This window comes from Corynebacterium tuberculostearicum (assembly GCF_032821615.1).
GTDB lineage: Bacteria > Actinomycetota > Actinomycetes > Mycobacteriales > Mycobacteriaceae > Corynebacterium > Corynebacterium tuberculostearicum_H.
On the sequence record NZ_JAVBIF010000001.1, the window covers coordinates 97,804 to 110,696 of the forward strand.

At 58.7% G+C, this 12,893-nt stretch carries 11 protein-coding genes; 4 read left to right on the forward strand and 7 right to left on the reverse strand.

Translation table 11 applies throughout. The annotated features are described in order from the left end of the window. Positions 1-69 precede the first annotated feature (69 nt). Positions 70-2,883 carry an aconitate hydratase gene (gene can, locus RAE09_RS00495; RefSeq protein ID WP_005328384.1) on the forward strand — a complete coding sequence of 938 codons (2,814 nt, stop codon included), beginning with the start codon at positions 70-72 and terminating at the stop codon, positions 2,881-2,883. 191 nt (positions 2,884-3,074) lie between these two features. Further along, positions 3,075-3,650 carry a TetR/AcrR family transcriptional regulator gene (locus RAE09_RS00500; RefSeq protein WP_239235312.1) on the forward strand — a complete coding sequence of 192 codons (576 nt, stop codon included), beginning with the start codon at positions 3,075-3,077 and terminating at the stop codon, positions 3,648-3,650. A gap of 76 nt (positions 3,651-3,726) precedes the next feature. Here RAE09_RS00500 and RAE09_RS00505 read toward each other — a convergent pair whose 3' ends face one another. The 5 genes from RAE09_RS00505 to RAE09_RS00525 form a co-directional block, all read right to left on the reverse strand. Further along, on the reverse strand, positions 3,727-4,863 hold the full coding sequence (locus RAE09_RS00505; RefSeq protein ID WP_302257732.1) for an ATP-binding cassette domain-containing protein: 1,137 nt from the start codon (positions 4,861-4,863) through the stop codon (positions 3,727-3,729). Continuing rightward, complete coding sequence (locus RAE09_RS00510) at positions 4,854-5,546, reverse strand: energy-coupling factor transporter transmembrane component T family protein (protein WP_302257734.1); 693 nt, start codon at positions 5,544-5,546, stop codon at positions 4,854-4,856. The genes RAE09_RS00505 and RAE09_RS00510 overlap by 10 nt, the downstream gene beginning before the upstream one ends. Beyond that, complete coding sequence (locus RAE09_RS00515) at positions 5,546-6,256, reverse strand: ECF transporter S component (RefSeq protein ID WP_204611436.1); 711 nt, start codon at positions 6,254-6,256, stop codon at positions 5,546-5,548. Before RAE09_RS00515 ends, RAE09_RS00510 begins: the two co-directional genes overlap by 1 nt. Positions 6,257-6,438: 182 nt before the next feature. After that, positions 6,439-7,410 carry a nucleoside hydrolase gene (locus tag RAE09_RS00520; protein WP_302257736.1) on the reverse strand — a complete coding sequence of 324 codons (972 nt, stop codon included), beginning with the start codon at positions 7,408-7,410 and terminating at the stop codon, positions 6,439-6,441. 21 nt (positions 7,411-7,431) lie between these two features. Further along, a complete protein-coding gene (locus RAE09_RS00525) occupies positions 7,432-8,106 on the reverse strand; it encodes an NAD(P)H-binding protein (RefSeq protein ID WP_302257738.1) in 675 nt (224 codons plus the stop codon). A gap of 104 nt (positions 8,107-8,210) precedes the next feature. On the opposite strand from RAE09_RS00525, the gene RAE09_RS00530 reads away from it, so the two are divergent. Both RAE09_RS00530 and RAE09_RS00535 read left to right on the forward strand, forming a co-directional pair. Beyond that, positions 8,211-8,480 carry an ACT domain-containing protein gene (locus RAE09_RS00530; protein WP_302257740.1) on the forward strand — a complete coding sequence of 90 codons (270 nt, stop codon included), beginning with the start codon at positions 8,211-8,213 and terminating at the stop codon, positions 8,478-8,480. A gap of 1 nt (position 8,481) precedes the next feature. Then, positions 8,482-9,846, forward strand: coding sequence for a PFL family protein (locus RAE09_RS00535; protein ID WP_302257741.1), 1,365 nt, complete (start codon positions 8,482-8,484; stop codon positions 9,844-9,846). 24 nt (positions 9,847-9,870) lie between these two features. On the opposite strand, the gene RAE09_RS00540 is transcribed toward RAE09_RS00535, so the two are convergent. Together RAE09_RS00540 and RAE09_RS00545 are read right to left on the reverse strand one after the other, a co-directional pair. After that, positions 9,871-11,193 carry a DUF2254 domain-containing protein gene (locus RAE09_RS00540; RefSeq protein ID WP_316980692.1) on the reverse strand — a complete coding sequence of 441 codons (1,323 nt, stop codon included), beginning with the start codon at positions 11,191-11,193 and terminating at the stop codon, positions 9,871-9,873. A 6-nt stretch (positions 11,194-11,199) separates the two neighbouring features. Next, positions 11,200-12,831, reverse strand: coding sequence for an ABC-F family ATP-binding cassette domain-containing protein (locus RAE09_RS00545; protein ID WP_239277722.1), 1,632 nt, complete (start codon positions 12,829-12,831; stop codon positions 11,200-11,202). Positions 12,832-12,893 lie beyond the last annotated feature (62 nt).

Below are 12,893 nucleotides of genomic sequence, written 5' to 3' on the forward strand. Positions count from 1 at the left end.
CCCGCGGTGACGACTGGCGGCGAGTACCAAACAGAACACACTGTTTATTAACAAGGAATGGAGCTCCCTGTGACTGAAAGCTTGAACTCCTTCGAGGCCAAGAAGACCCTTGACGTCAACGGCAAGTCTTATGACTACTTTGACATCAACACCGTCTCCGGCTTGGAGAAGTTGCCTTACTCCCTCAAGGTGCTGGCAGAAAACCTGCTGCGTAACGAGGACGGCAAGAACGTAACCAAGGACCACATCAACGCCTTGGCAAACTGGGATCCGGAGGCAGAGCCGGACACCGAAATCCAGTTCACCCCAGCACGCGTCCTCATGCAGGACTTTACCGGTGTTCCTTGCGTTGTTGACCTCGCTACCATGCGTGAGGCCGTCTCCGCACTGGGTGGCACCCCGGATCAGGTTAACCCTCTCAACCCGGCCGAAATGGTCATTGACCACTCCGTCATCGTTGAGGCTTTCGGCTCTACCGATGCGCTGGAAAAGAACGTTGAAATTGAGTACCAGCGCAACGAAGAGCGCTACCAGTTCCTTCGCTGGGGTGCTGAGAACTTCTCCAACTTCCGCGTAGTTCCTCCGGGAACCGGCATCGTCCACCAGGTAAATATCGAGTACCTGTCCCGCGTTGTATTCGACAACGAGGGCCTCGCTTACCCGGATACCTGTATCGGTACTGACTCCCACACCACCATGGAAAACGGCCTGGGCATTCTTGGCTGGGGCGTCGGCGGCATCGAAGCAGAGGCTGCCATGCTCGGCCAACCGGTATCCATGCTTATCCCGAAGGTCGTAGGCTTCAAGCTGACCGGTGAGATTCCTACCGGCGTCACTGCAACCGACGTCGTTCTTACCATCACCGAGATGCTGCGCGAGCACGGCGTTGTTCAGAAGTTCGTTGAGTTCTATGGCAACGGCGTTAAGTCTGTCCCGCTGGCAAACCGCGCCACCATCGGCAACATGTCTCCTGAGTTCGGTTCCACCGCTGCTATCTTCCCGATTGACGAGGAGACCACCAAGTACCTCGAGCTCACCGGCCGCCCGCAGGAGCAGATTGACCGCGTCGAGGCCTACGCCAAGGCACAGGGAATGTGGCTGGAGGAGGACGCTCCAGAGGCAAAGTACTCCGAGTACCTCGAGCTGGACCTGTCCACCGTTGTTCCTTCCATCGCTGGCCCGAAGCGCCCGCAGGACCGCATCCTGCTGACCGAGGCCAAGGAGCAGTTCCGCAAGGATCTGGCTAACTACACCACCGACGAGGTTTGCGTTGACGAATCCTCTGTCGAGGCAAAGCGCATGTCCGCAGAAGGCGGCGCTCCAGTTATGGAGGACGTCACTGGCGGCTTGAACAAGGCTCGTGAGGGTCACGGCGAGTCCTCGGCTACTGGCGCGAAGGGCCGTCACTCCAACCCAATTACCGTTGAGTCCCAAAACGGTGGCGAGTTCACCTTGGACCACGGCATGGTTGCCATTGCTTCCATCACGTCCTGCACCAACACCTCTAACCCCTCCGTTATGGTGGGCGCAGGTCTAATCGCACGTAAGGCAGCAGAAAAGGGCCTCCAGTCCAAGCCATGGGTTAAGACCATCTGCGCTCCTGGCTCCCAGGTTGTTGATGGCTACTTCCAGCGTGCAGACCTGTGGAAGGATCTCGAAGCCATGGGCTTCTACCTCTCCGGCTTTGGTTGCACCACCTGTATTGGTAACTCCGGCCCACTGCCGGACGAGGTTTCCGCAGCCATCAACGAGAATGACCTCGCTGCCACCGCGGTACTTTCCGGTAACCGCAACTTCGAGGGCCGTATCTCCCCGGATGTCAAGATGAACTACTTGGCTTCCCCAATCATGGTCATCGCCTACGCCATTGCCGGTACCATGGACTTTGACTTTGATGCACAGCCACTGGGTCAGGATAAGGAAGGCAACGACGTCTTCCTGAAGGACATCTGGCCATCCCCGCAGGAGATTGAGGACACCATCCAGTCCGCTATCTCCCGCGAGATGTACGAGGCTGACTACGCCGACGTCTTCAAGGGCGACGATGCTTGGCGCAACCTGGACGTGCCGGAGGGCGAGACCTTCAAGTGGGATGAGGATTCCACCTACATCCGCAAGGCTCCTTACTTCGACGGCATGCCAACCGAGCCGAACCCGGTTGAAGACATCAAGGGTGCACGCGTTCTGGCAAAGCTGGGCGATTCCGTCACCACTGACCACATCTCCCCTGCTTCCGCTATTAAGCCGGGCACCCCGGCTGCGCAGTACCTCGATGAAAACGGCGTTGCCCGCCAGGACTACAACTCCCTGGGCTCCCGTCGTGGTAACCACGAGGTTATGATGCGCGGTACCTTCGCGAATATTCGCCTGGCCAACCAGCTGGTCGACGTCACCGGTGGCTACACCCGTGACTTCACCCAGGAAGGCGGCCCGCAGGCCTTCATCTTCGATGCTTGCCAGAACTATAAGGAAGCCGGCATCCCGCTCGTTGTCATCGCCGGTAAGGAGTACGGCACTGGCTCTTCCCGTGACTGGGCAGCCAAGGGCACCAACCTGCTTGGCGTGAAGGCTGTTATTACTGAGTCCTTCGAGCGCATCCACCGCTCCAACCTGATTGGTATGGGCGTTATCCCACTGCAGTTCCCACAGGGCGAGTCCCACGAGTCCTTGGGCCTGGATGGTACGGAAACCTTCGACATCGAGGGCATCTCCGCATTCAATGATGGCTCCATCCCGAAGACCGTCCACGTCACCGCTACCAAGGAGTCCGGCGAGGCCGTCGAGTTCGATGCCGACGTCCGCATCGATACCCCGGGTGAGGCTGACTACTTCCGCCACGGCGGCATCTTGCAGTACGTTCTGCGTCAGATGGTCAAGAACTAAGCGTCTTCGCGCAGTCCTTTAGCCCAACCGATGGGTTAAAGGACTAAGTTCAGTCGACAACGCGGGGTTGCACCGCCCTCTCTCAGGAAGGGCAATGCGGCCCCGCGTTTCGTCACGTCGATTTTATTTCTTATTTAAAATTACTGATTAAACAATCTTTAGATATCCCCCATTAAGGAGAGTTCCCTACTATGCCCATCGTGAGCGAATCTGAACTTAGCCGCCGCCGGCACGACATTCTCGTAGGTGCCCGCCGCTGCTTTGCAGAGCACGGGTACGAGGGAGCTACTGTTCGGCTACTCGAACAAGCGACGGGTAAGTCACGTGGCGCAATTTTTCACCACTTCGGTGACAAAGAGTCACTATTCCTTGCCTTGGCGCAAGAAGATGCCGCTCGTCAAGCCGAAGTCGTAGCTCAAAATGGCTTGGTAGAAGTCATGCGCGAAATGCTCCAGCATCCTGAGCGCCACGATTGGCTGGCCACTCGCTTGGAAATCACCTCCCTACTACGCACTGACCCCTCGTTCGCCGCTCGGTGGAAGGAAAATCAGTCGGTTCGTGATGAAGCCGTTCGCGCACGCTTGGCATCTAATGCGGATAAGGGCCGCCTTCGGGATGATGTAGAAATCGATACCTTAGCCATCTATCTTGAGGTGTTCATGGACGGATTCATTAACCGGCTTGCCTTGGGCGATACCGCGGAGCTGGAAAATGTTCTTGACTTAGTAGAGCAGTCCATCCGCGGTGCTCAGGCGGGCGCACAGTAACCCCCATACAACTACTTTTGCTCCCGGCTGCTTCTTAACTGATGTTGGAAACAGCCGGGAGCAATTTTGTATGTGCTTATAGATGCTGCGCCGGCAGTGTCTTTTCCGTTACTTCAGCATAGGTTTCTATTTCAGCCACAAACTTAGGATCGTGGCAGGTAACCACCAGGGCGCTGCCGGACTGCAGTGCGTGGTGGATCAGTTGGTGCATGAGCCAGCGGTCGGCAGCTGAAAGCAAGGTGTCTGGTTCGTCGAGCAGGACCACCGGTCGCTGCTGTCCGATCACGTGGGCAATCTGCGCAAGCCGCAGGCGAGACGATGATAGATCGAGAGGATGGTCTGCGGGGTTTAGTCCCAGCAGGTTGCGCACGGTGTCATTGGGGACGAATTCCTCCACCGTTGGGAATACTGCCTGATCAAACGGCGATTGCAGGGCAAGAGCGGGTGGATTCGGGACAGCTCCGGCGCCATCGAGCCCAGCCGCGGCGCGCAGGAGCGTGGTCTTTCCACTGCCATTATCGCCGCGCAGCCACGTAACCTTGGATTCCGCGATGGGGATTTCCACCGGTCCGACGCTGAAGGACGTGCCACTGGGCTGAGAAAAGTGCCACCATTTTTTCTTTGCCGCACCCCGGCGAGCCGTTAACGGACCTATGCTCCCAGTCCGAGTGCTCGCAGAAACCCGTGGTAAGTCAAGGGCCGCTACGAGTGGGTCTGTTCCGATGATGTCGCCACCCAAATCTGGCCAGGAGGAACTAGAAACGGAAATGACGCAAGTCTCCGGCATCGACTGCAAGAGGCGAACCACTTGCGTGCGCGAGTCAGCATCAAGCCCGGCTGCGGGCTCGCACACAATCATGACTTCTGGCTCGCGAATGGCGACACAGGCAGCCGCAAGCCTGCGTGTTTGGCCACCGGATAGCTGCGTTGGATCGTGTTCACGGTAGTCAGACAGGCCCACGGCGCGAAGCATTCGCTCCCCGCGCCGCTGCATTTCAGGGGCAGGCACGCCAGCATTTTCGAGGCCTAAAACCACTTCTTCGATGCAGGTTTCCCGCAGGAAGCTAATTTGTGCTGAGGCATCCGTGCCGATGATGGCTTGGGTAGATAGGTGCTCCGCTAGGTGCACGGCAACGTCTTCTACGGCTTTGTCAGGATCGACAAGTACTTGATATATGGCCCCAGGACTGGGCTTAATGCGGGCTATATCCATGTAGCAATCACCACCGCAAGGGCTACTAGCGGAATGACGAAGCGTAAGACGCGGGAGACCATGGAATCGGCTACGGGGCGCAATAGGCTGCGTTGCCCTTCTTGGTCGAATCCGACGGCGGCGAGGGCCTGGCCACGTTGGGTTCCTTGGGTAAGGAGGCGAGCGATGACGGGAATAATGACGCGCGAGATGGAATTGCGCCAGGTCACGGTGATGCCGGCGAGCTGGTTTGCGTCACGCACGCAACGCCAAGCGTGCGCACCTTGGGGCAGGGTTTGCAGCGAGGCTCCAACGATATACGCAACCTTGTGGCCAGCGCGCGACACTTGCAGCCACTTGGCGATATCAGCAATGCGCAGTGCTGCCATGGCCGCGATGAAGCAAGCCATGAGGGCGCAGAATCGGAGGGTGAGGGTGGCGGCGAGAACCAGGCCGTCGCTAGTTAGCAGCGGCAGCACTGGGTCATCACCGTAGGGGGCGTGAATGACCAGCATGGAAAGGGCCGCTGGGGCGCTTAGCGCCATAGTTGTCAAAATCACGGAAGCGTTGCGGGTAGCGGCAGTACCGCAGGTTAGGGCGATGAGCACTACGCTTGCCGACGCCACCGGGGTATTCAGCGCCAAAGTAAGGACCCAACCGCAGGCCGCGATGGTGATAACGGTGGCGGGATGAAGGCCGTGCATTAACGTGGCTGGAGAGATTCTCGGGTGCGCTGCGGCAATGCCTTGACCGCTGCCCAGACAATGAGGAAGACCAGTGCCTTATCCAGGGGATCCGAAATAAAGGACTGCAGCGTAACCGAGGCGATGAGGGAATTGCCCAGTTCTCGGAACAGCGAAACAACCGCGCCCGTACCAAGACCTGCGGTACCGCCATAAACAAAGGCAGCCACTGGTGCGGCGAGCATGCCGGAAATGATGCCGATGATGGCGCCGCTGAGAATGACCCACCACACCTTAGTGAAAGCACCCTTCTTGATTACCAGTCCAGAGAGGAACCCCGTGGCGGCGGACACGGCGGCGAAGGGCAGGGCGGCAGGGTTCAACAACCCCCATACGACGGAGGACAATGTACCGGTAGCCAATCCGGCGATGGGTCCCGCGAGCGCGGCTACCAGGATTGTTCCCACGGAGTCGATATACAGCGGGACGCCGATAGAACCGATGATTTCGCCGACAACAATATTGAGTACTAGCGCTACCGGGATAATGGCGATGGTTCGTGCCGGTAGAGCCGGAACGGTGCCGGCTAGAAGGAGCGCGGCGCCAACGAGGTATCCGGCGAGGGTAATGAGCGCCTCGGTTGAGCCGGCAACGGATTCCCAATCAGTAGGACGCAGAAGAACCAGATAAATCCAGGTTGCGGCGACAATGAGAGCACCCGCGATGACCATAGCCTTGCGGGCGGGGGTGGGAGAAAGCTGTGACACAGTAAAAGTCCAAATCCATATACAGAAAAATGGGCAAAGTAAACGACGACCGCGGATGGTGCTGCGTTCCTATGTCACCTCGGAAAGCGAGCTCGCACGGCGCGTGCGCCGCGGATAATAGTAGAGGTTCTGCGTGTTAAAAGCCACTAATGCGAAGCCAATAGCGTCAATCCCCGCGCGCATTCGTGGTGTGCGGCCTCTATATCTGCGCTTGTTACCAAACGCGCGTTGTGGGCGCGGCCCCAATGGTTGCGCAAATCTGCAACGCTCGTGCCACGCAGCAGTGGCGATTCCGCCTCGACGTCCACGGTGGTTTCTATCGCGTCAAAATTGATGCGTCCGAGTGCAATCATGCAGGTCAAGAGGTCATGGATTTGAGCTTGATATCCCTCCCCTTGTGCTTGGTGGAATTCAAAATAAAAGCGCAGCACGTCCGGCAGGATTTGTGCCGTGGGGTGCTCCCCCAACAATTCTAGGACCTCGTCTAGGCGCTGCGGGGTGATGAGAAACTGTTCCGTTACTTCGAGGGAACACAGCGTGGTGGGAACGCGAGGGGCGGTTGAATGAAAATGTTGGGCGGCGGCGTGTGGATCCACGCAAAAGTTCCACTCGGCAGTTGGCGTGGTGTTTCCGCGGTAATTGACCGCACCGCCCATGATGGTGATGGCGCCGAAGCGCGCGGCAGCTTCGCTATGGGTTGCTTCGAACGCAGCAAGGTTGGTGACCGGCCCGGAAACGATCAGCTGCAGATCGTCGTGGGTGGCTAATGCTTCTTCCCATACCTGCTGCCAATCGCGCTGTTGCAGCTTGGCGGCGGCAGCGGGGGCATGTGCGTAGCCCAGCCCTGTCGGGCCATGGGTCTCAGGGGTGGTGGTGAGATCCACCTTGAGGGGTTGGGGTAGGCCGGGGGCTACGGGGACGTCGGCAAGCGAGCACAGCTCCAAAATCCAGCGGGCATTAGCCGCGGTCTGATGGACCTCGACATTGCCGGCCGTGGTGGTAACGCCTACCAGCTCGATCTCACCGGCATGATGCAGGCCGGCCAAGTACATAAGGGCGAGGCAATCATCGATGCCGGGATCGCAATCAATAAGTACAGCTGGTGGCATAGCAGTCATAATGCCAGCCAGTCTAGCGTCTTACTTGATGGAGCTCACCGGATTGTCGCCATCAACGAAGGCGAGCGGGGATTCCGGCAGGTTTTCGCGGCCAAGGACCTCGACGATGACGTCCGCAACCAGCTCGCGGGAAGAAGTCAGAGACTCCTTCAGCATCTTATCCTCAATCTGCTCAATGCCCTTGGCTGGTTCTTCGGTCAGCATCGCTGGCTTGAGGATGAGGTGCGGGTAGCTTGCCTGTACAAGGCGGTTGTCTACTTCCTTCTTAGACTCCACATAGGCATACCACTTCTCATCGGCAGGATCCGTGGTTGCTACCTGGGAGCCGACATAAGAGATCATCACATAGGCAGGCACATTCTTGCCCTCCTGCTGCAACTTGTCCATGGCGTCGAGGGTAGCGAGGGCACCATCGCGGTCGACGGCCCAGGTGAGGTCTGCCCCACCGCGGCCGCCATTGCCAGCGCCCCAGACTACAGCGTCATAAGCGGCGAAAAGCTCTGCCCACTGATCCACGGTTTGTTCAGTAATATCCGCCATAACTGGGGTCGCGCCGAGCTTTTCAATCTCGGCCTTTTGCTCTGGGTTGCGGATGAGGGAGTGGACCTCATGACCGGCCTCAACCAGCTTTGGTGCGGTCAGCAGTCCGACCTTGCCGTGTCCACCGATGTACAGAATCTTCTTCTTATCAGTCATATCTCCCCACGGTAACAACGGCGCGGCCGGCGTGCAGACGGCCTCCTTACTCCGGCACGTACAAACCACCGCGGCGCGCCCGGCAAGCAGATAGAATTGCACGCATGTATGCCATTATGACCGTCACCGGCGCCGATAGCACCGGCATCATCGCCGCGGTGACCACTACCCTTGCAGAACTCGATATCAACGTCATCGACGTCTCCCAGACGCTCATGGGCGGATACTTCACCATGATCCTGCGCGTCGAATTCGATGCGGACAAGGTCTCCATCCAGACCATCAAGGAGCACATGCGCCCCGTTGCGGAAGAAAAGCACCAGTCCATCCGCATCCAGTCCGAAGACCTCTTCACCGCCATGAACGAAATTTAATATGAGTACGCGTTTTAATACCACCAATATCCTGGACACCATCGAGATGATTGAGAACTATCGTCTCGATATCCGCACCGTGACCATGGGCATCTCCCTCCTCGGATGCACCCGCTCCACCATGGAGGCCACCTGCCAGGCCATCTATGACCGCGTCACGCAGCAGGCAGGGCGCCTCGTCGAGGTATGCGAAGGCATCGAAGGCGAGCTCGGTATCCCCATTGTGAATAAGCGTATTTCCGTAACCCCCATCTCTTTGGTGGTGGCCGGCGTAGAGGGAAACCCCGTTGATGCGGCGAAGGCTCTGGACAAAGCAGCCAAGGAGGTAGGCGTCAACTTCGTAGGCGGCTATTCCGCCTTGGTAGAAAAGGGCGCTACCACCGCCGAGCAAAAGCTCATCAGCTCCATTCCGGAGGCGCTGGCTACTACGGACGTTGTGTGTTCCTCCGTAAATATCGCCAGCTCTCGCGCCGGCATCAACATGGATGCGGCGAAGAAGATGGGCGAGGTCGTCAAGGAAGCGGCCGAGCTGACCAAGGACGATTCCGCCATTGCGTGCGCCAAGCTCGTGGTCTTTGCTAACTCCGTGGGAGATAATCCTTTTATGGCCGGCGCCTTCCACGGCATTGAGGAACCCGATTGCGTGGTCTCCGTGGGCGTTTCCGGCCCGGGTGTAGTCGACCGCGCCTTGGGCTCGCTCGAGGGGGCCAGCTTAGACCAGGTTGCAGAAGAGGTGAAGAAGGCTGCTTTCAAGATCACTCGCGCCGGGCAGCTGGTAGGCACCATGGCCTCGGAGCGCTTGGGCGTTCCTTTCGGCATCATCGACCTCTCGCTTGCCCCCACCGCCGAATTGGGCGATTCGGTTGCGCACATCTTGGAGCACATGGGCCTAGACCAGGTGGGCACGCACGGTACAACTGCTGCTTTGGCTCTGCTTAACGACGCCGTAAAAAAGGGCGGCATGATGGCCTGCTCCCGCGTCGGCGGTCTGTCTGGATCCTTCATCCCCGTCTCCGAGGATAAGGGAATGATCGATGCGGTTAAGTCCGGCTCTATCTCTATGGACAAGCTGGAGGCCATGACCGCCATTTGCTCGGTGGGCTTTGACATGATTGCGCTGCCGGGCGATACCTCGGCCGCGACGATTTCGGGCATGATTGCTGACGAGGCCGCCATTGGCGTGATGAATCATAAGACCACGGCGGTACGCGTGATCCCGGTTCCTGGCGCCCAGGTGGGCGACGAGGTGAGCTTCGGCGGCCTGCTGGGCTACGCACCGGTGATCCCGGTCAATCACGTGGGTAATGCGCAATTCATTAACCGCGGCGGCTTCATCCCTGCCCCAGTGCATGGATTCCGCAACTAAGAAGAGCGGCAACCGCGCCGCAGCCTAGTCCGCGGCGTGCTCTTCGCCAGGTTTTTCCGACTCCGCCCATTCGGCTAAGTTGGCCTGGAAGTGCTGGTAGGAAGACTCCAACTGTTGTAGCTCCACCTCGCCACCGACTTGGCGGCGGGCATCTGAGTAGATGGCCCGGGCGGCGTCGGCAAGCACGCTCCGGCGCTCAGCAGTACGCAACAGGGCAACGACCTTGGCCAAGTTATCCAGCAGGCTGAGGTAGATTTCTGCATTATCTGCCGCATCGCGCCGAATCTGCGCGAACATCGCCTCCACAATTTCCTCATAGCTGAACGTTTGGTAGTCGAGGCGAAACTTGCCGTTAACGTGCACAATGCCCTGCGGCAGCCGCTTATCCCCAATCACGGTAAGAATCTGGGTAAAGCGGTCAATGATGTCTATGACCGTATAGGGATCATTGACGCCGGTGCTCAAAGCGCGGGCGGCGATTTCCGCGAGGTGCCGGGCGGTAAATCGTGGGTCGTGGGCCGAGGCATTTTCGCGGTGCTGCGTGAGCACGATGTGACGCTCAATATCTTCCGGCAAATGCGGCACGCCGTGTGCGATGACCTCTCCTTCCAGCACCAAGTCCCCCGGTGCCACGCCCAGGTGCACCGCGCAGTTCTCCTGCGCCGCGGCCTGCGCGATGGCGTCATAATCCACGAATTTAAGGTAACCAGTCTCGCTGCTGCGCCGCTTCTCCGCAGCTTCGTAAAATTCCGGCCCCGGCGCCTTAGCCTCCTTTTCCTGCTCGCCGCGCTGGATAAGTCGGCGCATGTGGTCCTCTACGTCTTGTGCAACTACGTGAACCACGTGGGACATGCTGATCGATTGCGCAATATGCACAATGAAGTAGATAAGGAACACCACGCACGCGAGGGCCAGCAGAACCGTCACCGCCACGTTCAATGAAGGAACGTGCTCTTCTTCCCCATCGCCGCCAGTGCGCACCGCGCGGAGGGACAGCAGCGCGAAGGTGAAAGTGGCAAGATAGATCGCCAAAGTAGATTGGATGGAGCGGTCTTTTAAAAACTCATGTAAAAGGCGTGGTCCCATCACCGTGACCACACCAGATAGTGCGGTCAGCGTGATGAAGAAGACTGTGCCGGCCAATGACAGCGAGGACGTAGCTACGGCGCTCAAAATGCCCTGCGCACTATCAGCGCTGCCATCATAAAAAGGCGTGGCTGCCACATCGAAAGTGCTACCAATCGCAATAAGCAACTCCGCACCCACTGCGGCGGTCGCCACCGCCACGGCCGGGATAAGCCAAAATTTCTCCCGCCAGGCGGGCATCCTCTCCAGCAGCGTCTTCATATGCTCCTACGCTAGCTCCACAATTTCCATATAGTCATCGGACCACAAATCTTCGTCACCATCGGGCATGATGATGACGCGTTCTGGGTCCAAGGCCTTAACCGCACCCGGATCGTGCGTCACCAGCACCACGGCGCCCGTATACGTTTTCAGTGCATCAAGCACCTGCTCGCGCGAAATTGGGTCCAAGTTATTGGTGGGCTCGTCTAGCAACAGGACGTTCGCGCGGCTGGAGACCAAGGCGGCCAGTGCAAGGCGCGTCTTCTCACCGCCGGAGAGGGTACCCGCAGGCTGCTCCAGCTTCTCACCGGAGAACATGAAGGCGCCAAGCAGGCTGCGCAACTCCTGCTGATCCGCGTCAGGACAAGCATCAATGGTGTTTTGCCACACAGACTTATCCGGGTCGATGGTGTCATGTTCCTGCGCGAAGTAGCCGATGCGCAGGCCGTGACCACTGACGATGCCACCTTCACCATCGGTGCGTTCCACGCCGGCCAGCAATTTCAACAGGGTGGTCTTACCTGCACCGTTGTAGCCGAGAACGACGACCCTAGAACCTTTGTCGATGGCGAGGTCTACGCCCACGAAAACCTCCAGCGAACCGTACATCTTGGTCAGGCCTTTGGCATTCATGGGGGTCTTGCCGCACGGCGCCGGCTCGGGGAACTTAATATTGGCCACCTTATCGGCCACGCGGACCTCATCGAGCTCGCTCATCATGCGTTCAGCACGGTGGAGCATCTGCTTTGCCGCAGCGGCCTTGGTTGCCTTGGCACCGAGCTTGGCCGCCTGCTTTTGCAGTGCAGACGCCTTCTTTTCCGCATTGGCGCGCTCTCGACGACGCCGCGCTTCATCGGTAGCACGGGCATCGAGGTACTTCTTATAGCCCATGTTGTAGACGTCGGCCTCGCCGCGGACCGCGTCAAGGAACCACACCTTATTGCACACGGCCTCTAGCAGTTCGACGTCGTGGGAAATCATAATGAGCCCGCCTTCGTGCTTGGACAGGAATTGGCGCAGCCACGTAATAGAGTCCGCATCCAAGTGGTTAGTCGGCTCATCCAGGAGCAGGGTGGTCTGGGATTTGCCGGAGCCTTCAGTAGCCGCAAAGAGGATCTGTGCCAGCTCCACACGGCGACGCTGGCCGCCCGAGAGAGTCTTGAGCTGCTGATCTAGGACACGCTGTGGCAGGCCCAAATTATCGCAAATCTGCGCACACTCGGAATCGGCTTCATATCCGCCTAGCGACTCGAATTGCTCCTCTAAGCGGGAATACTTACGGATAGCCTTATCCCGGAACTTATCGTCCGTGGCCGATTCCATGAGCTCTTGTTGCTTCGCCATGCGGCGCTTAAGATCATCCAGGCCGCGTGCGGAGAGAACGCGCTCGCGCGCCGTTTGCTCGATATTTCCCTCGCGGGAATCCTGGGGCAGATAACCAATGGGGCCCGAGCGAGTCACAGAACCACCATAAGGCTCCGTCTCCCCTGCCAAGATGCGCATGGTCGTCGTCTTGCCCGCGCCGTTGCGGCCGATGAGGCCGATGCGGTCGCCGGGCTGCACGCGCAGGTGCTGCCCGGGGGCGTCGAGAAGCGTGCGCGCTCCTACCCTGACTTCGAAATCATTGGTTACAATCACGAAGAAATAGTCTAGCAATTGACGCGGCCAACGCTAAGACGCACTAACGCCCCCAACAGTCA

Excerpts from the sequence above, each read along its gene's own strand:
- RAE09_RS00500 (WP_239235312.1), top strand. The coding sequence starts at position 3,075 with ATGCCCATCGTGAGCGAATCTGAACTTAGCCGCCGCCGGCACGACATT.
- RAE09_RS00505 (WP_302257732.1), bottom strand. The coding sequence starts at position 4,863 with ATGGATATAGCCCGCATTAAGCCCAGTCCTGGGGCCATATATCAAGTA.
- RAE09_RS00510 (WP_302257734.1), bottom strand. The coding sequence starts at position 5,546 with ATGCACGGCCTTCATCCCGCCACCGTTATCACCATCGCGGCCTGCGGT.
- RAE09_RS00515 (WP_204611436.1), bottom strand. The coding sequence starts at position 6,256 with ATGGTCATCGCGGGTGCTCTCATTGTCGCCGCAACCTGGATTTATCTG.
- RAE09_RS00520 (WP_302257736.1), bottom strand. The coding sequence starts at position 7,410 with ATGACTGCTATGCCACCAGCTGTACTTATTGATTGCGATCCCGGCATC.
- RAE09_RS00525 (WP_302257738.1), bottom strand. The coding sequence starts at position 8,106 with ATGACTGATAAGAAGAAGATTCTGTACATCGGTGGACACGGCAAGGTC.
- RAE09_RS00530 (WP_302257740.1), top strand. The coding sequence starts at position 8,211 with ATGTATGCCATTATGACCGTCACCGGCGCCGATAGCACCGGCATCATC.
- RAE09_RS00535 (WP_302257741.1), top strand. The coding sequence starts at position 8,482 with ATGAGTACGCGTTTTAATACCACCAATATCCTGGACACCATCGAGATG.
- RAE09_RS00540 (WP_316980692.1), bottom strand. The coding sequence starts at position 11,193 with ATGAAGACGCTGCTGGAGAGGATGCCCGCCTGGCGGGAGAAATTTTGG.